Source organism: Azospirillum sp. P4_B5, assembly GCF_056402275.1.
Map to the genome: position 1 here is coordinate 189,407 of NZ_JBFUHT010000005.1, position 26,080 is coordinate 215,486.

At 64.9% G+C, this 26,080-nt stretch carries 22 protein-coding genes; 16 read left to right on the forward strand and 6 right to left on the reverse strand.

The window, feature by feature from the left end:
- Positions 1-141 precede the first annotated feature (141 nt).
- The 4 genes from AC1DVI_RS05770 (at position 142) to trxB (ending at position 3,784) form a co-directional block, all read left to right on the forward strand.
- Positions 142-1,131: a mitochondrial fission ELM1 family protein gene (locus AC1DVI_RS05770; protein WP_476957161.1), complete on the forward strand. Its 990-nt coding sequence runs from the start codon at positions 142-144 to the stop codon at positions 1,129-1,131.
- Positions 1,132-1,295: 164 nt separating this feature from the next.
- Positions 1,296-1,952 (forward strand): 2OG-Fe(II) oxygenase, encoded by a 657-nt coding sequence (locus AC1DVI_RS05775; RefSeq protein WP_476957111.1) that lies wholly within the window; start codon positions 1,296-1,298, stop codon positions 1,950-1,952.
- A 52-nt stretch (positions 1,953-2,004) separates the two neighbouring features.
- On the forward strand, positions 2,005-2,649 hold the full coding sequence (locus AC1DVI_RS05780; protein ID WP_476957112.1) for a 2OG-Fe(II) oxygenase: 645 nt from the start codon (positions 2,005-2,007) through the stop codon (positions 2,647-2,649).
- Between the two features lie 148 nt (positions 2,650-2,797).
- Positions 2,798-3,784 (forward strand): thioredoxin-disulfide reductase, encoded by a 987-nt coding sequence (gene trxB, locus AC1DVI_RS05785; RefSeq protein ID WP_035675595.1) that lies wholly within the window; start codon positions 2,798-2,800, stop codon positions 3,782-3,784.
- A gap of 33 nt (positions 3,785-3,817) precedes the next feature.
- Here the strand turns inward: trxB and AC1DVI_RS05790 are convergent, their stop codons facing one another.
- From AC1DVI_RS05790 to AC1DVI_RS05800, 3 genes are all read right to left on the reverse strand, one after another.
- Positions 3,818-4,294 carry a DoxX family protein gene (locus AC1DVI_RS05790; protein WP_476957113.1) on the reverse strand — a complete coding sequence of 159 codons (477 nt, stop codon included), beginning with the start codon at positions 4,292-4,294 and terminating at the stop codon, positions 3,818-3,820.
- Positions 4,295-4,424: 130 nt separating this feature from the next.
- Complete coding sequence (locus AC1DVI_RS05795; protein WP_035675596.1) at positions 4,425-4,892, reverse strand: Dps family protein; 468 nt, start codon at positions 4,890-4,892, stop codon at positions 4,425-4,427.
- A gap of 239 nt (positions 4,893-5,131) precedes the next feature.
- A complete protein-coding gene (locus AC1DVI_RS05800; RefSeq protein ID WP_476957114.1) occupies positions 5,132-5,623 on the reverse strand; it encodes a cache domain-containing protein in 492 nt (163 codons plus the stop codon).
- Positions 5,624-5,868: 245 nt separating this feature from the next.
- On the opposite strand from AC1DVI_RS05800, the gene AC1DVI_RS05805 reads away from it, so the two are divergent.
- The 5 genes from AC1DVI_RS05805 (at position 5,869) to nhaA (ending at position 13,378) form a co-directional block, all read left to right on the forward strand.
- Entirely contained in the window at positions 5,869-6,792 is a 924-nt protein-coding gene (locus AC1DVI_RS05805; RefSeq protein WP_476957115.1) for a ketopantoate reductase family protein, read from the forward strand.
- A gap of 246 nt (positions 6,793-7,038) precedes the next feature.
- Positions 7,039-9,078 carry an elongation factor G gene (locus AC1DVI_RS05810; protein WP_476957116.1) on the forward strand — a complete coding sequence of 680 codons (2,040 nt, stop codon included), beginning with the start codon at positions 7,039-7,041 and terminating at the stop codon, positions 9,076-9,078.
- A 257-nt stretch (positions 9,079-9,335) separates the two neighbouring features.
- Complete coding sequence (locus AC1DVI_RS05815; protein WP_257722158.1) at positions 9,336-9,464, forward strand: hypothetical protein; 129 nt, start codon at positions 9,336-9,338, stop codon at positions 9,462-9,464.
- A gap of 1,114 nt (positions 9,465-10,578) precedes the next feature.
- A complete protein-coding gene (locus tag AC1DVI_RS05820; RefSeq protein WP_476957117.1) occupies positions 10,579-11,982 on the forward strand; it encodes an Nramp family divalent metal transporter in 1,404 nt (467 codons plus the stop codon).
- 169 nt (positions 11,983-12,151) lie between these two features.
- Positions 12,152-13,378, forward strand: a complete 1,227-nt coding sequence (gene nhaA, locus AC1DVI_RS05825) for a Na+/H+ antiporter NhaA (protein WP_476957118.1) — start codon at positions 12,152-12,154, stop codon at positions 13,376-13,378.
- 75 nt (positions 13,379-13,453) lie between these two features.
- On the opposite strand, the gene AC1DVI_RS05830 is transcribed toward nhaA, so the two are convergent.
- A complete protein-coding gene (locus AC1DVI_RS05830) occupies positions 13,454-14,659 on the reverse strand; it encodes a pyridoxal phosphate-dependent aminotransferase (RefSeq protein ID WP_476957119.1) in 1,206 nt (401 codons plus the stop codon).
- A 263-nt stretch (positions 14,660-14,922) separates the two neighbouring features.
- On the opposite strand from AC1DVI_RS05830, the gene AC1DVI_RS05835 reads away from it, so the two are divergent.
- Positions 14,923-15,363, forward strand: coding sequence for a c-type cytochrome (locus AC1DVI_RS05835; protein WP_476957120.1), 441 nt, complete (start codon positions 14,923-14,925; stop codon positions 15,361-15,363).
- 61 nt (positions 15,364-15,424) lie between these two features.
- Here AC1DVI_RS05835 and AC1DVI_RS05840 read toward each other — a convergent pair whose 3' ends face one another.
- On the reverse strand, positions 15,425-16,132 hold the full coding sequence (locus tag AC1DVI_RS05840; RefSeq protein WP_476957121.1) for a cytochrome b/b6 domain-containing protein: 708 nt from the start codon (positions 16,130-16,132) through the stop codon (positions 15,425-15,427).
- A gap of 212 nt (positions 16,133-16,344) precedes the next feature.
- Here AC1DVI_RS05840 and AC1DVI_RS05845 point away from each other — a divergent pair, with 212 nt between their 5' ends.
- Together AC1DVI_RS05845 and AC1DVI_RS05850 are read left to right on the forward strand one after the other, a co-directional pair.
- Positions 16,345-16,584: a DUF4170 domain-containing protein gene (locus AC1DVI_RS05845; RefSeq protein ID WP_035675610.1), complete on the forward strand. Its 240-nt coding sequence runs from the start codon at positions 16,345-16,347 to the stop codon at positions 16,582-16,584.
- Positions 16,565-17,077: a metallophosphoesterase gene (locus tag AC1DVI_RS05850; RefSeq protein WP_476957122.1), complete on the forward strand. Its 513-nt coding sequence runs from the start codon at positions 16,565-16,567 to the stop codon at positions 17,075-17,077. The genes AC1DVI_RS05845 and AC1DVI_RS05850 overlap by 20 nt, the downstream gene beginning before the upstream one ends.
- A gap of 442 nt (positions 17,078-17,519) precedes the next feature.
- Here AC1DVI_RS05850 and AC1DVI_RS05855 read toward each other — a convergent pair whose 3' ends face one another.
- A complete protein-coding gene (locus AC1DVI_RS05855) occupies positions 17,520-18,791 on the reverse strand; it encodes an AAA family ATPase (RefSeq protein WP_476957123.1) in 1,272 nt (423 codons plus the stop codon).
- A gap of 1,016 nt (positions 18,792-19,807) precedes the next feature.
- Here AC1DVI_RS05855 and AC1DVI_RS05860 point away from each other — a divergent pair.
- From AC1DVI_RS05860 to AC1DVI_RS05875, 4 genes are all read left to right on the forward strand, one after another.
- On the forward strand, positions 19,808-19,990 hold the full coding sequence (locus tag AC1DVI_RS05860; protein WP_476957124.1) for a hypothetical protein: 183 nt from the start codon (positions 19,808-19,810) through the stop codon (positions 19,988-19,990).
- 171 nt (positions 19,991-20,161) lie between these two features.
- Positions 20,162-21,316 carry a DNA cytosine methyltransferase gene (locus AC1DVI_RS05865; RefSeq protein WP_476957125.1) on the forward strand — a complete coding sequence of 385 codons (1,155 nt, stop codon included), beginning with the start codon at positions 20,162-20,164 and terminating at the stop codon, positions 21,314-21,316.
- Positions 21,316-24,228 (forward strand): ATP-binding protein, encoded by a 2,913-nt coding sequence (locus AC1DVI_RS05870; RefSeq protein WP_476957126.1) that lies wholly within the window; start codon positions 21,316-21,318, stop codon positions 24,226-24,228. Before AC1DVI_RS05865 ends, AC1DVI_RS05870 begins: the two co-directional genes overlap by 1 nt.
- Entirely contained in the window at positions 24,215-26,017 is a 1,803-nt protein-coding gene (locus tag AC1DVI_RS05875; protein WP_476957127.1) for a response regulator receiver domain, read from the forward strand. Before AC1DVI_RS05870 ends, AC1DVI_RS05875 begins: the two co-directional genes overlap by 14 nt.
- Positions 26,018-26,080 lie beyond the last annotated feature (63 nt).

The following is a 26,080-nucleotide window of genomic DNA, read 5'->3' on the forward strand; positions in this document are numbered from 1 at the left end:
AGGATATTACACGGCGCAGCCATCCACGCCAAGCAAGAAACCCGTATCGGCACCGGTGGAAAAACTTTCTATCGATGTATCCAGCCCCGACGCCCATCCAGGCGCGACAACCAGACGCACCCCCAAACCATTCGTGTGACGATGCATTCCACCATTTCCGGTTCCCTTACCTGCTGGGTCGTGTCGGACGGCAAGCCCGGCATGGAAAACCAGTGCATCGGCCTTGCCGAGGCGCTGGGCCTCACCCCCGTCGTGAAGCGCGTGCGGCTGCGCAGCCCGTGGCGTCAGCTCAGCCCCTTCCTGCGGCTGGGCAACCGCTTCGCCGCCGGGCCGGAGGGCGACCCCATCCGCGCGCCTTGGCCCGACCTGATGATCGGCTCGGGTCGCCAAGCCATCGCGCCGCTGCTGGCCGCCAGCAAGGAGTCGCGCGGGCGGACCTTCACCGTCTACATCCAGGACCCGCAGATCAACCCCCGCCATTTCGGCCTCGTCGTGGTGCCCCGCCACGACCGGCTGCGCGGCCCCAACGTCATGGCCACCCGCGGCGCCCTGCACCGCGTGACGCCCAAGCTGCTGGCCGAGGCGGCGGAGCGCCATGCCCCCCGGCTCGCCGACCTGCCGCACCCGCGCGTCGCCGTGCTGATCGGCGGCACCAACGGCGTCTACGCCCTGACCCCGACCATCATGGGCGACGTCGCGGAGAAACTGTCGGAGCTGGCCCGCAGCAAGGGGGCCGGGCTGATGGTCACCCCGTCGCGCCGCACCGGCGCCGACAACGAGGCGATCCTGCGCGCCCGCCTGAACGGCCTGCCGGCGGAGATGTGGGACGGCACCGGCGAGAATCCCTATTTCGCCTATCTCGGCTTGGCCGACGCCGTGGTGGTGACCTGCGACAGCGTGTCCATGACCTCGGAAGCCTGCTCCACCGGGAAGCCGGTCTATGTGATCGAACTGGAGGGCGGCTCGCCCAAATTCCGCAGTTTCCACGAAGAACTCTATAGGGAAGGCATCACCCGGCCCTTCACCGGCGCCTTGGAGCACTGGGCCTACCCAACGCTGGACGACACCCGGCAAGTCGCCGAAGAGTTGCGCCATCGCCTTCTCGCCCACCGCGCCAAGCACGGCGCCTGAAATCCGCTGCGCGCCACGCTCCGCAATGCCGCGACGTATCGTTGTTTGCTTGCGCTTTTCGGGGGAGAGTCCTGTCAAACGGTTCATGAACGCTAATTCATTTAGCGCGTGTGCCACCCCATGGTAATTCGCCTTTACCGCTGGGACGCATTGGATCCTTTCTCATGGTTTCGCCTGACGCGGTCCAGGACGCCTTCATCCGCTGCCTGGACGATGCCCCGACCAGGGACGCCCCCTATCGCCACTGGCTGTTGTCGCGCGCGCTCCCCGACGAGGCCGCGGACGGCGTCGCCGCCCTGCCCTGGGCGCCGCCGCCGATCGGCGACACCATGGGCAAGCGGGACACCAACAACGCCACCCGCAGCTACTTCTGCGCCCGCAGCCGGGCCGAGCATCCCGTCTGCGACGCGGTCGCCACGGCCTTCCAGCGACGGACGGTGACGGAGGCGATCCAGCGGACCTGCGGCGTCGATCTGGCCGGCACCTCGCTGCGCATCGAGTATTGCCAGGACACCGACGGCTTCTGGCTGGAGCCGCATACGGACATCGGCGTGAAGAAATTCACGATGCTGATCTATCTCTCCAAGGGGCCGGACTGCGCCGACTGGGGCACCGACATGCTGGACGCCACCCGCACCGTCGTCACCCGCGCGTCCTACGCCTTCAACGGGGGATTGGTCTTCGTCCCCGGAACGAACACGTGGCATGGCTTCGCCCCGCGCCCGATCCACGACGTGCGCAAGTCGATCATCGTGAACTACGTCGGCCCGGAATGGCGCGCCCGCCACGAGTTGGCCTTCCCCGACATGCCTGTCGCCTGAATTGCCGTGGCCTGAGTGGCCGCCGTCCGCGTTGCCGTCTGGAGACCGCCCCATGTCCGCGCCCTCCTCCATGCTGGATCTGGACCGCTTCCGCGCCACCCCGCTGCGGCACGAGCCGTTCGACTTCCTCTGCGTCCCCGGCTTCGTGAAGCGGGAGCATCTGGAGGCCCTGCACCGCGACTACCCCAAGGTGGACAAGCCCGGCTCGATTCCCCTGGGCGTCTTCCCTCAGGGGCCGGCCTTCGACGCCCTGATCGGGGAACTGCGCGGCGAGGCGGTCTGCCGGGCCTTTTCGGAGAAGTTCGGGCTGGACCTGTCGCGCTACCCGACCATGTTCACCGCCCGCGGCATGTGCCGGGCGACCGACGGCAAGATCCACCCCGATTCGGCCAGCAAGATCGTCACCGTCCTGATCTACATGAACCCGCCCTGGGAGGCGTCGGGCGGGCGCCTGCGCGTGCTGCGCAGCCCGAACCTGGAGGATTACGCCGCCGAGGTGCCGCCGGACGAAGGCACGCTGCTGTGCTTCCGCCGCTCCGACACCTCCTGGCACGGGCACCATTCCTTCGAAGGCCGGCGCCGCGCCGTGCAGATGAACTGGGTCCGGAACAGCGTCTACATCTGGCACGAGCAGTGGCGCCACCGCGTCGGCGCTTGGCTGAAGAACCGGACGGGGGCCGCGCCGGCGCGCACCTGATGGGAATTTCTCAGGCGGCCGGGATGAAACATCGTCGCCCATGATGGGCCGGCATGGCAGGCTTTCCGATGACAGCGCGTCGGAACTGGCCCATATGTTCGGCGCGGCCCTATGGTCCGCGTCAGACCAGATCGTGACGGACAGAGCGATGCCCAGCACCCACCACACCAAGGTTCTCATCATCGGCGCCGGTCCTGCCGGCTACACCGCGGCCATCTACGCGGCGCGCGCCAATCTGCAGCCGCTGATGGTGCAGGGCATGCAGCCGGGCGGCCAGCTCATGATCACCACCGACGTCGAGAACTATCCCGGCTTCGCCGACCCCATCCAGGGGCCGTGGCTGATGGAGCAGATGCAGAAGCAGGCGGAGCATGTCGGGACCAAGATGGTCTTCGACCTGATCACCGACGTCGACTTCAGCCAGCGCCCCTTCGTCTGCAAGGGCGACTCGGGCGACACCTACACCGCCGACAGCGTCATCATCGCGACCGGCGCGCAGGCCCGCTGGCTGGGCATCTCCAGCGAGGAGATCTACCGCGGCTTCGGCGTGTCGGCCTGCGCCACCTGCGACGGCTTCTTCTTCCGCGGCAAGGAGATCGCGGTGATCGGCGGCGGCAACTCCGCGGTGGAGGAGGCGCTGTACCTCACCAACCACGCCTCCAAGGTGACGGTCATCCACCGCCGCGACAGCTTCCGCGCCGAGCGGATCATGCAGGACCGGCTGTTCCGCAACCCCAAGATCGAGGTCGTCTGGGACAGCGTCGTCGAGGAGATCGTCGGCGAGGGCGACGGCTCGCTGGGCAACCCGCGCGGCGTCACCGGCGTGCGCGTGAAGAACGTGAAGTCGGGCGAGGAGCGGGTGATCCCGGTGGCCGGCGTCTTCGTCGCCATCGGGCATGTCCCGGCCACCGCCGTCTTCCAGGGCAAGGTGGAGACCGACTCCGAGGGCTACATCGTCACCGCCCCCGACTCGACGGCCACCAACGTGCCTGGCGTCTTCGCCGCGGGCGACGTGAAGGACAAGATCTACCGGCAGGCCGTCACCGCCGCCGGCATGGGCTGCATGGCCGCCCTGGAGGCCGAGCGCTGGCTGGCCCACCACGAGGGCGAGCCGAGCCCGGCGGGCAACTGGTAAACTGTTGGCGGGGGCCGGGCGGCCGGTCCCCTCCTACCGCCGGTTCATCATCCCATCGATGCTGAACCGCCCGGCCCCGGCGGCGATCAGCGCCAGGAAGCCGCCGATGATGGCGAGGTTCTTCATGAACTGGATGCGCTGCATCCCCTGCGCCTCCGGCGGGTAGGTCCAGTAGCGGTGGGCGATCAGCGTCGCCATGATGGTGAAGAGAATCACCGCCGCCGCGGCCAGCCGCGTCCAGGCCCCCAGCACCACGGCCAGCCCGCCGAAGCACTCCACCGCACCGCCCAGCGCGGCCAGCAGCATGGGCATGGGCAGCCCCTGCCCCGCCAGACTTTCAGCGAAGCCGCCGAGATTCATCAGCTTGCCGAAGCCGCTCTCCACGAAGATCGCTCCGATCAGCAGCCTTGCAGCCAGCAGCAGCGCGTCCTGCGCGCCCGTCGCCGCTCGGTCCGCTCCCCGCGCTCGGTCGTAATTGTAGGAGGCCATGGCGCCCTCTCCCGCGTCCATCGGACATCCCAGAAGAACGCGCGGCCCCACCCGGTTGTTTCCTCACGCCCCAAAAGGACGGGGCGCCGCCCCGAAGGACGGCGCCCCGCCGAATCACAAAGTCGAATCGCAAACCGCTGTTCAGCGTCGACTACTCCAGCATGGAGCGCAGCATCCAGGCGGTCTTCTCATGGATCTGCAGGCGCTGGGTCAGCAGGTCGGCGGTCGGCTGGTCGTTGGCCTCCTCGGCGGTCGGGAAGACCTTCCGGGCGGTGCGGGCGACAGCCTCATGCCCCTCGACGAGCTGGCGCAGCATCTCCTGGGCGTTCGGAACGCCCTGCTCCTCCTTGATCGAGGCGAGCTTGGTGAACTGCGAGAAGCTGCCCGGCGCCGGATAGCCGAGCGCGCGGATGCGCTCCGCCACCTCGTCCAGGGCGGTCCAAAGCTCCGTGTACTGGGTCATGAACATGGTGTGGAGCGTGTTGAACATCGGCCCCGTGACGTTCCAGTGGAAGGAATGCGTCTTCAGGTACAGGGCGAAGGTGTCGGCGAGCACGTTGTTCAGGCCTTCGGCGATGGCCTTGCGGTCGGCTTCCGCGATCCCGATGTCGATCTGCATGGTTTCTCAATCCTCCGAGGGGTTGTCTTCCATTCTTGGCTGCAATCGAGGCTACGCCCCGCTGCGCCCCGGGTAAAGACCCTACTTTAGAAAGTTTCTAAAAAGCAGCCCTGCGCAACCCGCATGCCCCGGCATGCCGTGAAGGTCACCCCGACAAGCTTGGGCGCACCCGATGCGGGTCAAGATGTGCGCCGCAACAGCAGCCGTATCAAGCTCCGCGAACACGCGGCCGTGCGGCGTCAATGATACAGGCCGACATAGGCGACCAGATCCTGACCCGGCACCCGCTTCACGAAGGTGGTTTTCGGCTCGATCCGGTCGCTGGCCGGGTTCAGCCAGCGGTAGTCCACCCAGCCTTCGCCCCCGTCCCGCGCCACCGACAGGATATCGCGGACGATGTCGCGCCCGTCCGGGTCCTTCACGTTGATGACGCTCATCCCGACTCCGGCGGGCCGCGGCGGATAGACCTTCCACACCCCGGCGAAGTCGATGACCGTGACGTAGAGCGCCCCGTGCTTGAACTCCCCGTCGCTGTTGAACACCGCCGCCGCCGCCTCCAGGCCCCGCGTGGCGATCAGGTCCGCGGCCTTCAGCGCAATGGCGCGGACCTGTTCCCGATCCGGATCGCCGGGCTGGGCGAGGCCTCCCACGGGGTGGGCCGACACCACCGAGAGGACGGTCAGCAAGGCCCATAAGGCGCGGAGCGGCGGCACTCGGACGAAGGCGCTCATGGCAAATCCCCCGGACCGGCCAATGCGGGAACATGATTCGGAAAATGGGCGCCGATCGGTTCGCCCACTGTCGAAAGAAAGTCGGCCTCCCGCAATCCGCAATCCTGCGGCCTATTGCCGCAAAGTTCCGCGCGGGCCACACTGTCCCGAGCGTCCGGCACCAAAGGCCCGCCCGGCCTTCGCCGATCGATCGGCCCCATCCAACGGAGCGCGCCGGCCCGGACCGCATTTGGGAGGAGCATCGCATGCGCATCGCAATCATGGGGGCGGGCGCGGTCGGCGGCTATTTCGGCGCGCGCCTCGCGGCGACCCACGGAGCCGAGGTGCATTTCATCGCCCGCGGCCCGCATCTGGAGGCCATCCGCCGCGACGGCCTGCGCATCGAGAGCGAGGCCGCCCCCCTGCACCTGACCGACATCCGTGCGACCGACGATCCGGCGGAGATCGGGCCGGTGGACCTCGTGCTGTTCGCGGTCAAGCTGTGGGACACCGACCGCGCCGCCGAGGCCTGCCGCCCGCTGGTCAAGCCGGGCACCGTGGTGGTCACCGTGCAGAACGGCGTCACCGGCCTGGACACGCTGTGCCAGATCCTGGGGCGGGAGCATGTGGCGGGCGGCGTCGCCCACATCGGCGCCACCATCGCCGCCCCCGGCATGATCCGCCACACCGGAACGCTGGCCCGCCTGACCTATGGCGAGCTGGACGGGCGCCCCTCCCCCCGGCTGACCGCCTTCCACGCGCTGGCCGAGGCGGCCGGGTTCGAGGCGGTGCTGTCCGCGGCGATCCTGCGCGCGCAGTGGGAGAAGTTCGCCTTCCTGGCGCCCTTCAGCGGCGTCACCGCCCTGACTCGCCAGCCCGCCGGGGTGATCCGCCGCGTTCCGGAGAGCCGCGCCCTGTTCCTCGACGCGGTGGCGGAGGTCGCCCGGCTGGCCCGCGCCCGCGACGTCGATCTGGGCACCGGCATCGTCGCCCGCGTCGAGGCCCTGCTCGACGGCGTGCCGCCCGCCATGACCTCCTCCATGCTGAACGACCTGACGCGGGGCGGGCGGCTGGAGCTGCCCTGGCTGTCCGGGGCGGTGGTGCAGCTCGGCTCGGAGCTAGGGGTGCCGACTCCCGTCCACCGGGTGGTCGCGGCGGCCCTGGCGCCCTACGCCGACGGACCGCCCTAGGCAAGGACACCCCACCAGGGGCGGCGTGACGTCATGCCGCCCCTTTTTTCCATCGACACGTCCCCCGCCACGGGTGGACCATAGCGTTGAAAAGGCACTGTTTTCAAAGCACCGGACCAGTCCGGCACCCTGTCAGGGCCATGCGCGCCGCCGGTGCTTCCGGCCACAGCGTCCCACCCGGCCCACCCAGGCCACCCGGCGTTCCGGCCGATGCCCACACGGGAAGACGCCATACGGGAGGTGTGCATGCCCCATACTCAGATCCAGACGGCCCGCTGCGCTGCGCTGGTCGGCCCCTATCTCAGCGGCAAGACATCGCTTCTGGAAAGCCTGTTGTCCGCCGCCGGGGCGACCACGCGCAAGGGCAGCGTCCGCGACGGCAACGCGGTCGGCGACAGCTCCCCCGAGGCCAAGGCCCGGCAGATGAGCGTCGAGGTCAACGTCGCCTCCTTCGAATTCATGGGCGAGCGCTGGAGTGTGCTCGACTGCCCCGGCTCGGTGGAGCTGGCCTGCGAGACGCAGAGCGCTCTGATGGTGGCGGACGTCGCGGTGATCGTGGCCGAGGCGGCGCCGGAAAAGGCCGTGCTGCTCGCCCCCCTGTTCAAGTTCCTCGACGACAACCGCATCCCCCACCTGCTGTTCATCAACAAGGTCGACAGCCTGGGCGACCTCAGGGTGCGCGACGTGGTGCAGGCCTATCAGGCGGTGTCGGCGCGCAAGCTGGTGCTGCGCGAGGTGCCGATCCGCGAGGACGGGAAGATCACCGGCTTCGTCGATCTGGTCAGCGAGCGCGCCTGGCACTTCAACCCGCACAAGCCGTCCAACCTCGTCCAGATCCCCGACAGCCTGAAGGACCGCGAGCACGAGGCCCGGCAGGAGATGCTGGAGGCGGTGGCCGACTATGACGACGCGCTTCTGGAAAAGCTGCTGGAGGACGTCGCCCCCGACACGCAGGAGGTCTACGACCGGCTGGCCAGCGAGCTGGCCGGCGACCTGATCGTCCCGGTCTTCTTCGGCTCGGCGGAAAACGACAACGGCATCCGCCGCCTGCTGAAGGCGCTGCGCCACGAGGGGCCGGACGTCGCCACCTCGGCGGAGCGCGCCGGCATCCCGGCGGACGCCACGGTGGCCGCCCAGGTCTTCAAGACGCTGAACGGCTCCCACGCCGGCAAGATCAGCCTCGCCCGGGTCTGGCGGGGCACGGTCAACGACGGCATGACGCTCGGCGGGGAGCGGGTGTCCGGCGTCTTCCGCATGATGGGCCACAATCAGGAGAAGCTGTCCCAGGCGGCGGCTGGCGAGGTGGTGGCGCTCGGCCGGCTCGACAAGGCGGCGACCGGCGACCTGCTGACCGACAAGGGCAACGCCGGCCGCTCGGCGCTGTGGCCGGAGCTGCCGCCGCCGGTCTTCGGCCTCGCCCTGCACGCCCAGAACCGCAACGACGAGGTGAAGCTGACCGCCGCCATTCAGAAGCTGGTCGAGGAGGACCCGTCCCTGCGTCTGGACCAGTCCACCGACACCGGCGAGCTGGTGCTGTGGGGCCAGGGCGACATCCATCTCCAGATCGCCATGGACCGGCTGCGCAACAAGTTCAACGTCTCGGTCAAGGGCGTGCCGCCGCAGGTGCCCTACCGCGAGTCGATCCGCAAGGGCACCGCCCACCACGCCCGCTACAAGCGGCAGACCGGCGGCCACGGCCAGTTCGCCGACATCCATGTGGAGGTCAAGCCGCTGCCCCGCGGCACCGGCTTCCAGTTCGAGGATGGCATCGTCGGCGGCGTCGTGCCGCGCCAGTTCATCCCGGCGGTGGAGAACGGCGTGCGCGACTACGCGGTGCGCGGGCCGCTGGGCTTCCCCGTGGTGGATTTCGCGGTGCGGCTGACCGGCGGGCAGTTCCACGCCGTGGACAGCTCCGAGATGGCCTTCAAGACGGTGGCGCGTCAGGCGATGACCGAGGCGCTTCCCGCCTGCGAGCCGGTGCTTCTGGAGCCGATCCTGACCGTCTCCATCGCCGTGCCCAGCGACTTCACCTCGAAGGTGCAGCGGCTGGTCAGCGGACGGCGCGGGCAGATCCTCGGCTACGACGCGCGCCCCGGCTGGCAGGGCTGGGACGAGGTGAAAGCCTATCTGCCGCAGGCCGAGATGCACGACCTGATCGTCGAGCTGCGCTCGCTGTCGCTCGGCGTCGGCACCTTCACCTGGAGCTTTGAACGCCTGCAGGAGTTGACCGGCAAGGCCGCCGACAAGGCGGTGGAGATCCGCAAGGAGACGCTGGCCGCGCAATAAGCGGCGGATGGGACGGTGCATGGGGCCGGGGGAGCGTCCTCCGGCCCCTTTTTCATGGCCGGACGTCGGGAATGGGTCGCTTGCACGCAGGCGATGGGGGGGGGGAAAATCAGCCCAACAATAAATCAGCGTCACAGACAATAAGTAAGTCTTTCATAACCCGCCATGTGATGAGGGCAAGCAAGCGATGCATCGATTGCGCTTCTGGTATTAGGTATACCAGGCTACATTGTCTTCATCGAACGACGGAGATGATCATGACCTACGCGACCGTAACCCATCTTCACGCCAACCAGAACGGCACGAAGGGTTCGACTTTCCTTCAGGCGTTCAAGTCCTTCATGGAAGCCTGGTGCGAGAAGTCCCGTCTGTACGGCGTCCTGTGAGCATGCCTTGCGGACAGCCGGACGACACCGGACGACGAAGGGGCCGCGATCCAGTCGCGGCCCTTTCTGATTCAAGCGTCGTCTAAATCAGAGCGTTTTTTGATTTTCGGCATCGCCACGCCGATCGACGGGATCAGTCCGACGTATCCGCTGCGATCCACAGGTGACGGCGGGTCCCGCGCGGGGGCCGGTTCATGTTCGCCGGACGCCCCCAGGGTCGCACGGGAACGAGAAGGGCGCTTGGGTCCCGGTGGCTTTCCCACACCGCGGTCAACAGAGATGCGACAGCGGTCGCGGCGAAAGTGGCGAGGCACAGCGCCACAGCGAGTGTGATCGGTTCCAGGACCATGGAAGCTCCCGCACATACGGTTCGGCGCGCCGGCTTTGGGCAGCGCAATCCTCTGAGGCAACGCCCCGACAACAGATTGGCCGGCGCGCGTTGCACGGCTTCCCGCTCGCCTTACCCTTCAGCATAGATGCTTTCAGTTCCCCAGGACCCCCGCTTTTTTCACAGGGCGGCAAACCACAAGAATCGGCGCGGTTTTGTCCCGCTGAGCAGCGCTGCTTTAAAATTCTTACGTTTCATGGATTAAAAGCCTAGCTGATGCGTCTCCGACACCTCTGTCGCCGTTGCTTTCGGCAAATTCCTCCTTCAATTTTCATCCCGCACAATATGAATATTTTTAACCGCCCCATAATACCTGAACGAGAAAAGGCTGCCCCTGAATCAACAGGGACAGCCTTTGGGGAGGCGACGCAGCGTGCGGCCCAAGCTCGCTGAGTCCACCGGCATATGGATGCATCACTTACCCTGCGCAACCGGTCGATTCGATCATGAATTTATTTTCATGATTCGCGCACTGATCATAGCCAATATGGGCAATAGCGGTTTTAGTCCCGAGTTTCTGCTTTTTTTCTGAGTCTGAAAAACGCTCATCCCAACCAGATTTTTTTTCCTACGCCCCGCTGATATTTGGCATACCAAACTATGGCATGCGGGAAACCAGCCCCTGCAAGAGAGCACGGATCAGGAAAGGAGCCGGACGGAACCGGGCCGATCAATCCTCGAACGGCCCGATGCCAATCGACAGGCCAATCCTAGGGAGGAACGGGAATGAGCGTCAGCTCGACGAACAGCGCGGCCATCGACGCCGATGGCCTCTACGGCGGCACCACCGCGGACGGAAGCGCCAAGAAGGTCATCCGGTTGGAAGCCCCCGGCACCGGCTTCATGGACACCTGGAAGGCCATGGGGCCCGGCATCGCGGCGGCGATGACCGGCATCGGCGCCAGCCACATCATGCACGCGCCGACCGCCGGCGCGCTCTACGGCTACGATCTGCTGTGGGTGATCCTGGCCGCCTACATCATCAAATACTGCGCCTTCGAATTCGCCCACCGCTACACGATGGTGAAGGGCGAATCCATCATCAACGCGTACCACCGCGTCGGCACCTGGCCGCTGTGGTTCATGATCTTCCAGGGCTTCGCCAACACCGTGGGCATCGCCGGCCGCGCGCTCGGCTGTGCGGCTCTGATGTGGGCGGCCTTCCCCTTCATGTCGATGCAGCTCTGGGCGGTCGCCATCCTGCTCCTGACCGTCGGCATCCTGTGGATGGGCAGCTACAAGGCGGTCGAGGGCATCTGCAAGATCCTCATCATCGTCTTCGCCGTGTCCTGCTTCGTGGCCTTCGCGCTCCAGGCCCCGCCGCCGGGCGAGTATCTGTCGCGTCTGCTGCCGACCTTGCCGCCGATCGGGTCGATGATGCTGTTCGGCGCCATGTTCGGCTATTTCCCGACCACGCTTGAAGTGGCACCCATGCAGTCGAACTGGGCTGTCGACAAGAAGGCCGGCATGGTCAAGGTCAACGAGATGCGGGCCCAGGGGCACACCGTGCACATGGACCCCAACTACATGAAGAACAGCCTGATCCTGTTCAAGCGCGACATGAACATCAGCTACATCATCTCGATGCTGTCGGGAATGATCTTCCTGATCGTCGGCGCCGTGGTGCTGCACCCGCAAGGCTTGGTGCCCAAGGGCTCGGAGATGGGCACGACCATCGCGAGCATCTACACCGACACCTTCGGCGCCTGGATTTTCCCGGTCATCATCGCCGGCGGCGTGGCCGCGCTGTTCTCCACCGTCTTCACCTACTTCGACGGTCAGGCCCGCCTGTTCGAGGAATGCGTGGTCCGTCTGAAGCGCGAGTGGGACACCGCCGCGATCCGCAAGCTGCTGTACCGCGGCATGCAGGTGACGTGGCTGGTCGCCGGCATCGCGGTGGTCTACGGTCTGCCCGAGCCGATCTTCGTGGTCCAGCTCGCTTCCGTCATGGCCTTGGTCTTCTCACCGGTCCTGTTCTGGCTGACCATCAAGGCGGTCAAGGACAACTTCACCAGCGATTTCGAGCGCGATCTGCTGCCGAGCAAGTTCCAGTTCGCCTGGGCCTGGGCCGGAACCATCAGCCTGGTCGGCTTGACGCTCTACGTCCTCATCACAAAATTCTTCATGTGATGATGCGCGACTGAAAATGATGCGCAGCTGATAAGAAACCTGCGATGGCGTCATGGCGAAGCCGCCATGACGCCACATTCTTTTCACAAATTGCTTCTTCACGAACTCCACGACAACTCCGTTCTTCCGGCCGATCAGGACCGACGAACCAGGAAAGGAAACAAGCGCCATGGATGCTCACAGGCAACCCGCCGGCCGGCGCCCGGCAGCCTTCATCAGGGAGTTCATGAGCAACGAGGCCTCGGGCGGCATCCTGCTGATGGTCGCCGCGGCGCTGGCTCTGGTGGTGGCGAACTCCCCCCTGTCCACCGCCTATTTCGACACGCTGCACACCTACGTCCTCGGGCTCAGCATCGGCCATTGGATCAACGACGGCCTGATGGCGGTCTTCTTCCTGCTGGTCGGGCTGGAGATCAAGCGGGAGATGCTGGACGGCCAGCTGTCCAACTGGTCGTGCCGCATCCTGCCGGGGGTCGCGGCGGCGGGCGGCATGCTGGTGCCGGCGGCGGTCTATCTCGCCTTCAACGCCGGCAACCCGGCCACGGTCAACGGCTGGGCGATCCCGGCGGCGACCGACATCGCCTTCGCGCTCGGCGTGCTGTCGCTGCTCGGGCCGCGCGTTCCGGTCTCGCTCAAGATCTTCCTGACCGCCCTGGCGATCATCGACGACCTGGGCGCGGTCATCATCATCGCCCTGTTCTACACCGCCGACCTGTCCCTGCCGGCGCTCGGCGTGGCGGCGCTGCTCCTGGCGGCGCTCATCGGCCTGAACCGGTTCGGCGTGCGCAGCCTCCTGCCCTATCTGGTTCTGGGTGCGGGCCTGTGGGGCGCGGTTCTGCTGTCCGGCGTGCACGCGACGCTGGCCGGCGTGACGCTGGCCCTGACCATCCCGCTGCGTCCCGCTTCCGGCGCGGCGGCGGACCCACACGCGCCGCTGCTCCGGCTGGAGCATGGCATCCACCCCTGGGTCGCCTTCCTGATCGTCCCGGTCTTCGGCTTCGCCAACGCGGGCGTGTCCTTCGCCGGCATGAGTCCCTCGATTCTCACCGGCTCGCTGCCGCTGGGCATCGCGCTCGGTCTGTTCCTTGGCAAGATGGTCGGGGTGTTCGGCACCGCCTGGCTGACCATCCGTCTCGGCTTCGCCGGCATGCCGGCCGGCGCCACCACCGCCCAGCTCTACGGCGTCGCCCTGCTGTGCGGCATCGGCTTCACCATGAGCCTGTTCATCGGCGCGCTGGCCTTCCCGACCTCGCCGGAACTGGGCGACGCGGTGAAGGTGGGCGTCTTCGCCGGGTCGATCCTGTCCGCGACGGCGGGCGCCCTGGTCCTGCGGCTGGTGTCGGCCAAGGACGCCGCGCCGGCCCTGCAGGCCGCGGGAGTCGACCGCGGCGCGTAAAACGACGGTGCACAAACGAAAAGAGGGGGCCTTGCGGCCCCCTCTTCCTTTTCCGCCGGTCGCAACCGCCGGAAATCAGTCCTTCAAATTGCCGCAGGCGCGCTGGATGCGCTTGCAGGCCTCTTCCAGGGCCTCGGTGCTGGTCGCGTAGGAAATGCGGAAGTGCGGGGCGAGGCCGAAGGCCGAACCCTGGACGACCGCCACGCCTTCCGACTCCAGCAGATAGGTGACGAAATCCTCGTCGGTCTCGATCACCTTGCCGTCCGGCGTCGTCTTGCCGATGGTGCCGGCACAGGACGGGTAGACGTAGAAGGCGCCTTCCGGCTTCGGGCAGGAGATGCCCTTGGCCTGGTTCAGCATCGACACCACCAGATCGCGGCGCTGGGCGAACACCGCCGCGCGCTCCGCGATGAAGTCCTGCGGACCGTTCAGCGCCTCGACGGCGGCGGCCTGGGCGATGGAGGTCGGGTTGGAGGTCGACTGGCTCTGGATCACGCCCATCGCCTTGATCAGCGCCTTCGGGCCGCCGGCGTAGCCGATGCGCCAGCCGGTCATGGCGTAGGACTTCGACACGCCGTTGACGGTCAGCGTGCGGTCGTACAGCGCCGGCTCGACCTGGGCCGGGGTCACGAACTCGATGCCGTCGTAGAGCAGGTGCTCATACATGTCGTCGGTCATCACCCAGACCTGCGGGTGCTTCACCAGCACGTCGGTCAGGGCCTTCATCTCGTCGCGCGTGTAGGCGGCACCCGACGGGTTGGACGGGGAGTTCAGGATCAGCCACTTGGTCTTCGGCGTGATCGCCTTCTCCAGGTCGGCGGGCTGCAGCTTGAAACCCTGCTCGGCCGGGCAGGAGACAAAGACCGGCGTGCCTTCCGCCAGCTCCACCATGTCCGGGTAGGACACCCAATAGGGGGCCGGGATGACGACCTCGTCGCCGGGGTTCAGCGTCGCCATCAGGGCGTTGTACAGCACCTGCTTGCCGCCGACGCCGACCGTGATCTGGTCGGGCGCGTAGGTCAGGCCGTTCTCGCGCTCGAACTTGGCGCAGATGGCCTTCTTCAGCGCGGGCGTGCCGTCCACGGCGGTGTACTTGGTGTCGCCGGCCTGGATGGCCTTGATGGCGGCATCCTTGATGTTGTCGGGGGTGTCGAAGTCCGGCTCGCCGGCGCCGAGGCCGATGACGTCGCGACCGGCCGCCGCAAGCTCGCGGGCTTTCTGGGTGACGGCGATGGTCGGCGAGGGCTTGATGCGCGACAGACGGGACGCGATGATCGACATGGCGTACTGGCCCCTATGACGAAGGTGGCGGAAGGTTCGGGTGAGAACTTGGTATGACCGCGCGAACGCGACGCGGGACCTTACTTCCGCCTTATTGCTCTTGCAAGCCGATCACTCCCCGAGCGGGACGGTTTCCCGGCCGGCGGACGCGCCCCTCGTCTCCAAAGCCGGTTGCTGCACCGCACAGGCCCGGCTTGACAGCCCGCGCCGCGGACGGGGTATCTTACCTCTTTCTAATCAATCCCATCATCCGGAGGATCTGCATGCTCACCCGCGTCACGCTGGCCGCCATGGCCGCCCTGCTCCTCGTCGGTGTCGGCGTCGGCGGCACGGCGATGGCTCAGGATCCGATCAAGACGCGCAAGGACGGGTTCGAGGCCAACAAGAAGGCGATGGCCGAGATCAAGGACCTTCTGGGCAACGACAAGGTCGCCCAGGTCGGCCCGGTCGCCCAGCGCATGAGCGCCTTCGGCGCCCAGATCCCCACCCTGTTCCCGGCGGGCAGCGACAAGGGCGACACCAAGGCCAAGGCCGACATCTGGGCGAACAACGCCGATTTCGCCGCCAAGGCCCAGGCTTTCGAGACCGCCGCCAAGGGGCTGGAGGCCGCTGCCGCGTCCGGTGACAAGGCCGCCACCGCCAAGCAGTTCGCCGCCGTGGGCGGCACCTGCAAGTCCTGCCACGAGAGCTACCGCGCCGACTGACCCGGCCGCTCCGCAAACACGTCCTTCCCCGCCGGTTGCGGGGAAGGACCCTTGCGGCGCCTTAGCCCGCCTGCACCACCGCCGCCACCAGCCCCGCCGCCGCGGCCAGCACCGCCAGGGCCAAGGCCGCCGGGCGGCGCTTCGGCGATTCGACCGGCGCGTCAGCCGCGATCGCCTTCCGCCCCGTGATCATCGGGCGGATCAGATTGTCCCGCTTGACCAGCAGATAGGCCAGCACGGCCAGCACATGCACGCCGATCAGGATCAGGATTCCGTCGGCCAGGATGCGGTGCAGCGTGCTGAAACCCGCCACCACGGCCCCCGATGCCTGCGCCACCAGCGGCCCGTCCACCAGGATGTCGTCGGAGGTGAAGAGGCCGGCCACCGCCTGGAGCGTCAGAGCCCCCAGCAGAGCCAGCACCATCAGCCCACCCATCGGGTTGTGCCCGACGACCGGCGCGGGTTCCTTGCCGCCGCGCCCGGCGCGGAGCATCCCGCAGGCGTAGGCGAGAACCGCGCGCGGCCCCTTCACGAAGTGGCTGAAGCGCGCCGTCTGGCTGCCGATCAGCCCCCAGACGAGCCGGAACAGCAGGAGCGCGAGAATCGCTTCCCCCGCCAGCATATGGACGGTCATGCGGTCGGTCTTGGCGGAGACGACCGCGACCGTCACCAAAAGGACCAGGCTCCAGTGAAACAGGCGCGTCGGCAAGTCCCAGACGGCCACGTCGCGCCGGGCCTTCGTGCGATTTGTGGTATTACCAACAACCATGAATCACCCCTCGCTTCGTCTGTTCTTCCTTAGACTATGCCCCAAGGCGGCGCCTTTTGCCCAGTTTTCGAAAAAAAAGCGACAATCGAGAGGGTAGGCGGCGGCGCAGCACTGTCATTGCACTTGAAGAAGCGGGTGGCCGACGGATATGACGTACTCAAAAATCCGGCCCAACCCCGTTCCACCCCCGTCCAATCAAGGATGCCCGCGTCATGCCCGACAAGCAGCTTCTCCACCTCGTCTTCGGCGGCGAACTCGTCCGTCCCGATTCCGACCAGTTCGTCGATCCGACGAAGGTCCACATCGTGGGCATCTTCCCCAACTACGACGAGGCGTACAAGGCGTGGCGCGGCGCCACCGGGATGACCATCGACGATGCCCACACCCGCTACTTCATCGTGCACCTGCACCGCCTGCTCGATCCGTCGGCGGATGGGCACAAGCACGATTGAGGGACGGCCGCAGCGGCGGCGCGGGGAACCCTCCTTCCGCCGCCCCTTCGCGTCGGTCGCGGAGATGGACGAGGCCATGGCGGCCAACTGGAACGCCACGGTCGGCCCGGACGACGAGGTGTGGCACCTCGGCGATTTCGCTCTGCACCGCAAGCCGGACGCCATGGCGGCGCTCCTGGAGCGGCTGTACGGCGCCAAGCACCTGATCACCGGCAACAACGACGGCCCCACCACCCTGGCCCTACCCGGCTGGGCGAGCGTCCAGCCCTATGCGGAACTCCTGCTGGGCGAGCGGCGGCTGGTGCTGTGCCACTACGCCTTCCGCACCTGGAACGGCATGTACAAGGGCGCTTTGAACCTGCACGGCCACAGCCACGGTCAGTTGAAGGGCATGCCCCGGCAGTTCGACGTCGGTGTGGATGTGTGGGATTTCCGCCCGGTGACCGTCGATGAAATTCTTGCCTCACGGCAACGGACGAAGAAACGGGAATAGTCCACGCGACACCCGCCTCGGCCTTCCGCAAAGAAAGGGCGGCGCAGCGGGAATGGCGTGGGTGGCGTCCGATGGAAATCGGCTGAGCCGACCTGGTCTATGGACCGGCTGTCGGGATTGAACGTAAATGAGAGTGCGGTGGGTACATTGCCCTTTCTAGCTGGCTATAAGTGAGAACCGTTTTTACTCTTTCACGAGACAATCCCCTAACTTGCGGCTTATAGGTGAGACAGAATCGGTTCGGGTCGACTGACCACCAAGCAGTGAAAACCTATTAGGGAAAAGTTGCTGGTCATCGCTTTACGGCGCGCCGCCGCTACATGCCCCGTTACCGCGCCACCGAGATTTCGCTTGCACGGGGCAAGTCTCTCTACTCACACGGCTCCCTGTCAAAAGGACGGGTAGCCTTGCGGAAATCCGCACGTGACGTGAGGTTCTGGCGTCATGCGAGTTCCCCGTTCGCCGAAGGCTGCCGGAAGTGAGTGCCGAGCGTTCCGGCGGCCTGCACCGCAGCCTCGGGATCGTTGCGGTGCTGAAGGAAATGCCCCTGCAAGGCGGCCGGCGCCAGAACTCGCCCACCCAGCGCAGCCACAAAGGCCTCCGCCAATTCCCCTCGTTCCGGATAGAAAGCGTGGAACATCCGCGCGATTTGGGCACCACTCGCCAGACCAATTTCTCGCTGCCAGTCGATGCGCCCAGGCCGGATCAGGGCCGGATCGAGGCGCTCAATGTGGTTGGTGGTCATGAAGAGCATATGCCCCTCCTGCGACATGACTCCGTCAATGGCGTTCAGCAGACCCGAGAAGGTGATGCCTTTGCCCGCCGTGCCAGCTTCCCGCTCGCGGAACACGGCGTCTATGTCTTCGAACAGCAGCACACTGCGGGCTGGTGCCGAGCCGAGGAGCGTGCACAGTTGCTGATCGTCCAGCCGCTCCGCGGCGAGATTGACGATGCTGAGGTCGAGATTGAGCTCGCTGGCGAGCGCCTTGATGACGCTGGTCTTGCCTGTCCCCGGCGGGCCATAGAGCAGGTAGCCGCGGCGCCAGGGGATGCCGCGGGCGATGTACCAGCTTTCGCTCTTCAGGAAGGTTCGCGCATCCTCCAGCAGCGATTCTGCCAATCCATCGGCCAGAATCACCGACCTGAGCGGACGGCGGCGGATACTGGCGCAATCGCCCCAGTCTCCGTAATGCTCGACCACGTGGACGGAAATGCGGTCAGGATCTCGGCCACCAAAACGGCGGTCGGCATCGGTCAACAAATTAGCCAGAACTCTGCGATCTCGGGTCAGGGCACGCAGGGTGATCGTCTCCAGGGGCTCCCGCATCCCAGACGGTTGTCCGGTGTGGCCATGACCGAATCCGCGATCGACCCAAAGCAGCACCCGCCCCTCGCGGACAAAATGGGTTCCTTGCCCTGGTGACAGCAGCAGAACGTCGGCATCTCCCTGCGTCACCCGAACCGCCGTCAGCCGCCGGCAGCGCGCCGTATAGGGATGAGCAGCAAGCCAAGCAACCAGCGCGCCGAATAGTGGCGACCGGCTGTCGACCGTGACGGTGGTCAGAACACAAGTTTCTATGACGAAGCGCAGGACTCCAGGCAACAGCCGCAGGGCTGCTGCCCCAGCAACACCGAAGACACCAAGCGCGAGGCCTCCAGTGAAGACCTGATTATTCAACTGTGCTGCGATAGCTTGCCAGAGCGCCTCAACCATAGTCCGTCACCTCATGGACCAGGCTGTTGCAGCTGTGCACAACAGGCCACGCCACGGGGTGCGATGCAGCCCATGGAGCGAAAAGCACGACAAGTCGCGTATGTGAATGTTGTTTGAAGCCAGTCTCGATTAACAGAAATCGGACCGATCGTCAATACAGAGAACGGGAGGTCCACCCACCGACCCGCCGTGACCGGAGGTGCGCCGCGCCTTAAATCTTCCGCTAGGCACGCAACGAGGAAGTTGCTGCGCTGGACGCCCGCGGCTGGTCGCAGACGCACTTCGCCGAGACGCTTGGGCTGGACCGCAAGACAGTGTAGGTGTGGTTGCGCACCCGGCAAACTCTGTCCCCCTGACACTGGCCGGCCACGGGCAGCCTGCTCAATCCATTCACTGACGATTTCGCGTCGGCGCTGAAACAAGGAGTGCCACAACACCACGCGGCTGCGCAGGGAGTTCCGCACCCTTGGCTTCACCGCCAGAGCGGCTTGGTGCGGTAGTGGGCGCGCCTCTCGCGACAGGCCACTCCCGGCAAGGCCTCCAGAGAACCGATCGCGTGGTGGACGCCCTCTCGGCGGCGGACTGTGTGGCTGGTGGTGGTCAGTGGCGACGCTGTCGAACAGCCCTTCGTCGCCGCCCTGGTCGCACGCTCTCCCAAGTTGGCGAGGACCGTCGAGCCGGCGCGGGCCTTCCGGGCGATGGCCCACGTCTAACGGGTTGACAAGTTGGACGGCTGGCTAGAGGAGGTGGCCAGCACGGCCCTGGTGAGCTTTGCCAAAGGCATGACACGATTTGCCGCAGTGCGGGCGACCTTGTCGCTGCCGTGAAGCGGAGGGACAGATCAGTAAGCTAAACACGGCCAAGCGTACGATGAACAGCGGCGGCGGCTTCGACCTGCTGCGCCACAGCGTTCTCAAGGCCGATTGAACGGCGCTGCTCAGCCGCCCCTATACATTAAGTTTGCGGATGAAGCAGTATCCAACCGGCACTGACACCTTTCGGCGCCATGGCGTCGGTTGAACCGCGACAACCTGCCGAGCGAGGAGATCCTCATTGATGTCGCCAGCAGAACCTGCCCGCGTTGCGACAGCGCGCAGGATCCCATTCACCCGCTGGTCCTGACGCCCGCTGTCCGAGTGCAGCAATCGGAGGCGATCAAAGATCCGCATTATGACCATCTTGAGCGCGGACAGCGGTGACCGGTTAGTGCGGCATGAACACGGGCTCAATGTCATATCCCAAAAATGGGAATATCCGATTCATTAACCAATAAGTGGTTGTAGACCGGCGACGTCAATCCCAGTAAAATCGTCCGCCGCTGAGCTTAGCACGGGTAGGAGAGCGCATTACACCATGGTTGTTTTTGGAAAATGAGCGACACTCCGCCTTCCAATCCCCGACACCCTTTGGCACTACGTCCTCGTTCCGACTTAGTTGCCGTAGACCTGTTCGCTGGCGCTGGCGGATTTTCGCTTGGTGCTTTGCTAGCTGGATTGCGGGTTGTCGCCGCAGTGGAAAAAGACAAAGATGCGTGCAAAACATACCGGGCGAATCTAGTAGACACGATCGTGGACGGTCCTAAGCTGTTCGAAGAGGACATCTTGGAGGTCACCCCTGAACGTCTGATGGACGAAGCGGGCCTTGTTCCCGGAGCGTGCGACATCCTCATCGGCGGTCCGCCCTGCCAAGGTTTCTCGACACACCGACTTAAAGGCGTCGGTGTTGATGATCCCCGAAATAGGCTGCTGCTGCGCTACTTTGAATTTGTAGCTGCACTCAGGCCCAAGTTTTTCTTGGTTGAGAATGTGCCCGGCCTGCTCTGGCCCAGGCACGAAAAATATTTGAAGGCTTTCTACGAGAAGGCAAAAAATATCGGCTACGCCGTGGAGCAACCCTCGCGACTGAACGCCCGCGACTACGGGGTGCCGCAGAACCGGAAAAGGGTTTTTCTACTAGGGCGAGACACCCGCATGCCTCTTCTTGATGTCAATTGGCCTCCAGAGAAGAGTCACCGAGCTCCCGGTGATGCTGATGGGGAGCGTCGCAGCTTGCCGATTTGGCGGGTCGCGGATGAGGTGTTTTCTACACCATTTCCGGAGTTGGATGCGAACAATCGCCACATGAACCACAGCCCGAAAATGGTTAGCCGGTTTGAGAGCACCCCGCTTGACGGTGGAACCCGTCATCAGTCGAACTGCAAGCTGCCTTGCCACGAAGGTCACGACGGCCACAACGACGTGTATGGGCGGATTAAAACGTCGGTACCCGGCCCGACAATGACCACGGCCTGCATCAACCCGTCCAAGGGACGCTTCGTACACCCATTCGAGCACCACGGCATCACGCTCCGCCAAGCGGCCCGGTTCCAAGCGTTCCCGGACTGGTTCGTTTTCCAGGGCGGTTTGATGTCTTGCGGCGCCCAGATCGGCAACGCCGTTCCGGTGGAAATGGGCCGGGCGCTGCTACGGCCGTTCGTTCTGGCCGCCGCCGAGTGCGGCGAAGACGCGCCAGCGGAGGCTGCGTGATGCGGCAGGCCGCGTTCCAGACCCGCGCCCGCACGGTCGACCACCTCGGCCGCGGGCAGATCGCCGACGCCCCCACGGCGGTCAGCGAGCTCTGGAAAAACGCCTACGACGCCTACGCTAGGTACGTGGGCCTCTATATTTTCGACGGCACACCGGAGGTCGCGGCTGTGGTCGACGACGGCTGCGGCATGACCGCCGACGACTTCACCGAACGCTGGCTGGTGCTCGGCACCGAGTCGAAGTTCTCCGATTCGCCGGTTCCTGTTGAGACCTTCGGCTTGAAGCCTCGCGAGCGGCAGGGCGAGAAAGGCATCGGCCGTCTGTCCGCAGCCTATCTCGCGCCCGCGGCGCTGGTTCTCTCCAAAAAGGCCGGAGCGCCATTCGCGGCCGTTCTCGTCGACTGGCGCCTGTTTGAGAACCCTTACCTGAACCTGGACGACATCCGCATTCCCGTCGAGGAGTTCGAGGAGCCGTCCGACTTGATGGACCGGCTGCCGGGGATGATAGACCTCATTCGATCCAACCTCGGCGGTTCGGACGACGAGCGTGGGCGTCGGCTTAAGGCGGCGTGGCACAGATTTGACGGCTTCGAGCTGGCGCAGGGTTCGCCCACCACCAGGAGCACGATCGAACGGGCCTGGGCGGAACTACCGGTCGGGGAGCGGCACCTTAATGAATGGCCCGTTTTCGCGGGCCTAGCAGAGCACGGGACCGGCTTCTTCCTGTTGGGCGTCCATTACGAACTCGCTCAGTGGACCCGACCCAACGTTCAGAACGACGAAGTCGATACGGTTCGGGAACGATGGCGGCGGACCTTGAGCGGATTTACCGATCCATACAGCCCGACTGAGTCCGACTTCAGTTACGAGGTGCTGCTTTACACGGGAAGCAGATCGCGCCGGATCGTCGGCAACACCGACGTCTTTGGGTTTGACGACCTCTGGGCACTTGAGCATGTGGTTGACGGTGAATTCGATGAGGACGGGGTTTTTCGCGGTCGCGTAAAGGTTTTCGGGCGGGATCTTGGGGAAAGAACCTTCGTTCCGAAGCGTCCTCCTCCGAAGTCCGGTCGAGACCGTCTGGGACCATTCCGATTCTGCATTGCGGCAGCGGAGCAGGAGGCCGTTCGCTCGACGCACACAGCGAATCAGCTTGAGATCATCAAGCAGCAACAGGAAGAGCACGCGGGCATCACCTTCTACCGCGACGGACTGCGGGTCATGCCCTATGGCCGGCCCGACTCAGACGTCTTCGAGCTGGAAGGCCGCCGTGGCAAACATGCCGGCCGATATTATTGGGCCCATAGGAGAAGTTTCGGTCGAGTCGCTATTACCAGGGAACAGAACCCTAACCTGCGCGATAAAGCCGGTCGCGAGGGTTTGGTGGACAATCGCGCGTTCCGAGAAATGAAGGCGCTCGTGTCCGGGCTGCTCATCGAGTTCGCCTTCAAGTACTTCGGGACGGACGCCGACCTGCGCAATGAGATCCTGCCGGAGCTGATGGCTCGGAACGCAGCAGCCCGGGCCGCGGCGGAAAAAGCCAGAACCAAGCGGAAGGTCGGCTTAAAAAGTTTCCTGCGCAAACAGCGCGGAGCGTTGGACAGCCGGCTGTCGGAAGCCGAGGGGCTTGCACACGACCTTGAGCGGGCCGCCGAACTCGGCGACCGGGAGCAGGTCGCCCTCGCGGCGGCGCGCCTTCAAGACATCGTTCAGGAACGGGTGGCACTGAAGCCCCCGGGTGCCAGCGGAAAGCTCGGGGACGTCGAGGAACGCTACCGAGAGTACCGAGACCGGTACAAGGCGTTCGTGGCGGAGCTGGACCGAGTGTCGAAGCTCTTAGCCGACGCTCAGGCCAAGCTCGGTCCGACCGACCCCAAGGAAGTGCTGACGCGGTCCTTCAGCAGCCACCAAGCCACGCTGGCCAGCCGAGTGGACGCCTACATGAAGGAGGCGGATCAGCAAATCGAAGCGCTCCGAGGAATCTGGCGCCGGCGGGCCGCGGAGGACCGGGCGAAGTATTACAAGCTCTGCCGGCCGTTGTTGGAGGAGGACATTGAAGGCCTCTCGCTGGTCCGGATGCTGAACCTATTGGACAAGCACCGTGCAGACCTCGAGGAGGAGTTCACCTCGACCTATGAGCCGTTGGTCAAGTCGCTCCAGCAGTTGGCCGAGGGCATCGATCTGGACAGCGCGTTGGCCGTCGTGGACGACGACCGGCAGGCTTTGGAGGACAAGGTCAACGACCTGAACGCGGTGGCTCAGGTCGGCGTCACCGTCGAGATCATCGGGCACGAATTGGAGACGCTGGATGCGGAGGTCCGCCGCAATCTCGCCCGTCTTCCCGACGAAACCCGCCGGTCCACCGCCTTCAAGCTCGCCTACGAGGCCCACCATGCCCTGACAGAGCGGCTGCGCTTCCTGTCCCCCCTCAAGGTCGCGGGCTACCGAGCGCGGGAGACGATCACCGGTCGCCAGATCGCCGACTACCTTGAAGAGTTTTTTGCCAAGTCTGTCTCTAGCAACCGGATCGCTCTGACCGTCACCAACGCGTTCCGTGGCTTGACGATTTCAGACATTCCATCAAGAATATATCCAGTGTTCATCAACCTCGTGAACAACGCGGTGTATTGGGCGTCTCAGGCGATCGACCGACGGATAACGTTGGACCTGGTGGACGGTTTGGTGGTGGTGGCCGACAGCGGCCCGGGCATCGACCCGGACGACATGCACCGGCTGTTCGAGCTTTTCTTCACCAAGAAGCGTTCGGGCCGCGGTATCGGACTCTATCTTGCCCGGGCCAACCTCGCCGTGGCGGGTCACCAAATACGCTATGCCCGTGAGGAAGACCCTCATGTCCTTCCGGGGGCCAATTTCATTATCGAGTTCAAGGGTCTTTCGAATGCCACAGCTTAGTGCGTACCAGTCAGCTGTCCTGGGCTCCTTCCATAGTAAGGCCCTGAAAAGCGTCCTCCTTATCGACGACCAGTTTCCTACATACAAGGACGTTCTTAGTGAGGACCGGAAGCATTTTTCGGAAGAGAGAAAGGCTCTCCGGCTCTACGAGTCTTTTCATAAGCGCAGAATGATCTGCGATGTCGAGAATGATATCGCCAATATTGACCTCGGAGTTGAGCGCTTTAAGAAAAGCGACCTCATCATCCTTGATTATCATCTAATTCCAGGATCGGAAGACGGAGCAAAAGCGGTCGACGTCGTCCTGCGACTCAGCGAGTCTGCACACTTCAATACGATCATCGTCTACACACGACACCACGACCTGGCTGAGGTCTGGCTTGAACTCGCCGGTCGCCTGCGCCAAGGATGGGAAGATGATGAAGCGGCTATCTTCGCACAGGCGTCCAACAGCAGGGAGCTGACGGAGCTGTGGGATGAAATCGGCGACCAATTGAGTGATCCTCCGATCAGTCTGGTCCGGGCCTACATCACTCACGGACAAGAGGGGTGGAAGGAACACGCCGACGCCGAACAGTTCCGCAAAGAGCTTCAGGACCGCGACGTTCCCAGACCGGCAATCACACTTTTCACCGACGCCTTAATCCACCGTTTCATGCGACGAGCGCTCAAGACTGATTACGCCGCTCCCAGAAAAGAAGTGGCGGGCCGGTATGACAAGGACGGGGGGCTCTGCTGGGTTCAGGCGGGCAACTGTTTTGTTGCCGTGGCTCAGAAGGCGAAGGAGGACATAAACGACGAAAGTGACCCCGACGGCCTGTTGGCCACGCTGGACGCGGCCCTGCTGGACTGGAAGCCCAGCCTGATCCAAGTGATCGGCTCGGAGATCCAGAATCTGCTGGAGTTGCAGGCGCTCGCCACGGATGAGCTTAACCTGAAGGACCCGCTCATCCGCACGGGCCTGTCTTATTTCATGCTCGAAGGCCTCGGCAACGAGGTGCCGCCGGATGAGCGCCGGGTCTGGGCTTCGGTGGAAACCATCATCGATAAGCTGGTGGACACGCTGAGACGGCGCATCGGTGATAGTGAAGCGCTGCGGACGATGGCCACATCGGTTTTTCGTGAAAAGCTGCAAGAGATCGGTTGGACCGAGCCTCCCACTCCCAACCGGATGTGGGAGGCCGCCATTCAACTGGGCGCGCCGCCGGTAAAGCCCGCGAAGGAAAAGGTGGGATTTGCCCTGAACTATTACCTCTCCAACGAGCCCCGGCCTCGGCGGCACGTCACGACGGGGACCGTGTTCCATAGAGCTGGCACGGATGAGTTCTGGATTTGCGCCTCACCGTCTTGCGACATGGTGGCCAGGAAGGCGCACGAGGATCAGACCTGGCTTCATAGCCTCTTCCCGACGATGCCGATGCTTGCCTTGCGTCTACATGAAATGAGCAAAGTGGGCGACGCATTGAAGAACGCCACTCATGGCCGCCATATCTTCGTGAGGACCGCCGACCAGGAAAAGGCGTTCTGCATCGAGTCGTCGGGTGTCAAACAGGTCATTTGGGAATTCTTCTTCCTGCCCGAGAGCAGCGCTCTGACGATCGACGCAGACGGCAATTCAACGTTCTCCGCGTCGCGGGTCCAGCTGAATGGAGCCCGACAGCCGGCACTGACTGCTGAGAATTTCGCTGTCATCGGCCAACTCCGTCCCCAGAACGCCAGTCGCTTTCTGCAGCTCGCCGGACAGCACCTGTCGCGGATCGGCATGGATCACGTGAAGCTGGGCAGCTGACGGCCACGGTCGGCCACAGGAAAGCTGGTTCAACGTTCAGGAGCGGAGCATGCCTCGATATTG

Bases quoted from the DNA above. Each gene is read 5' to 3' on its own strand.
- AC1DVI_RS05870 (WP_476957126.1), top strand. From the start codon at position 21,316: ATGCGGCAGGCCGCGTTCCAGACCCGCGCCCGCACGGTCGACCACCTC.
- AC1DVI_RS05800 (WP_476957114.1), bottom strand. From the start codon at position 5,623: ATGAGCGCCTTCGTCCGAGTGCCGCCGCTCCGCGCCTTATGGGCCTTG.
- AC1DVI_RS05855 (WP_476957123.1), bottom strand. From the start codon at position 18,791: ATGGTTGAGGCGCTCTGGCAAGCTATCGCAGCACAGTTGAATAATCAG.
- AC1DVI_RS05805 (WP_476957115.1), top strand. From the start codon at position 5,869: ATGCGCATCGCAATCATGGGGGCGGGCGCGGTCGGCGGCTATTTCGGC.
- AC1DVI_RS05845 (WP_035675610.1), top strand. From the start codon at position 16,345: ATGCCCGACAAGCAGCTTCTCCACCTCGTCTTCGGCGGCGAACTCGTC.
- AC1DVI_RS05875 (WP_476957127.1), top strand. From the start codon at position 24,215: ATGCCACAGCTTAGTGCGTACCAGTCAGCTGTCCTGGGCTCCTTCCAT.
- AC1DVI_RS05780 (WP_476957112.1), top strand. From the start codon at position 2,005: ATGTCCGCGCCCTCCTCCATGCTGGATCTGGACCGCTTCCGCGCCACC.
- nhaA (WP_476957118.1), top strand. From the start codon at position 12,152: ATGGATGCTCACAGGCAACCCGCCGGCCGGCGCCCGGCAGCCTTCATC.
- AC1DVI_RS05815 (WP_257722158.1), top strand. From the start codon at position 9,336: ATGACCTACGCGACCGTAACCCATCTTCACGCCAACCAGAACGGCACG.
- trxB (WP_035675595.1), top strand. From the start codon at position 2,798: ATGCCCAGCACCCACCACACCAAGGTTCTCATCATCGGCGCCGGTCCT.
- AC1DVI_RS05810 (WP_476957116.1), top strand. From the start codon at position 7,039: ATGCCCCATACTCAGATCCAGACGGCCCGCTGCGCTGCGCTGGTCGGC.
- AC1DVI_RS05835 (WP_476957120.1), top strand. From the start codon at position 14,923: ATGCTCACCCGCGTCACGCTGGCCGCCATGGCCGCCCTGCTCCTCGTC.
- AC1DVI_RS05820 (WP_476957117.1), top strand. From the start codon at position 10,579: ATGAGCGTCAGCTCGACGAACAGCGCGGCCATCGACGCCGATGGCCTC.
- AC1DVI_RS05865 (WP_476957125.1), top strand. From the start codon at position 20,162: ATGAGCGACACTCCGCCTTCCAATCCCCGACACCCTTTGGCACTACGT.
- AC1DVI_RS05770 (WP_476957161.1), top strand. From the start codon at position 142: ATGCATTCCACCATTTCCGGTTCCCTTACCTGCTGGGTCGTGTCGGAC.
- AC1DVI_RS05840 (WP_476957121.1), bottom strand. From the start codon at position 16,132: ATGGTTGTTGGTAATACCACAAATCGCACGAAGGCCCGGCGCGACGTG.
- AC1DVI_RS05775 (WP_476957111.1), top strand. From the start codon at position 1,296: ATGGTTTCGCCTGACGCGGTCCAGGACGCCTTCATCCGCTGCCTGGAC.
- AC1DVI_RS05830 (WP_476957119.1), bottom strand. From the start codon at position 14,659: ATGTCGATCATCGCGTCCCGTCTGTCGCGCATCAAGCCCTCGCCGACC.
- AC1DVI_RS05850 (WP_476957122.1), top strand. From the start codon at position 16,565: ATGGGCACAAGCACGATTGAGGGACGGCCGCAGCGGCGGCGCGGGGAA.
- AC1DVI_RS05795 (WP_035675596.1), bottom strand. From the start codon at position 4,892: ATGCAGATCGACATCGGGATCGCGGAAGCCGACCGCAAGGCCATCGCC.
- AC1DVI_RS05790 (WP_476957113.1), bottom strand. From the start codon at position 4,294: ATGGACGCGGGAGAGGGCGCCATGGCCTCCTACAATTACGACCGAGCG.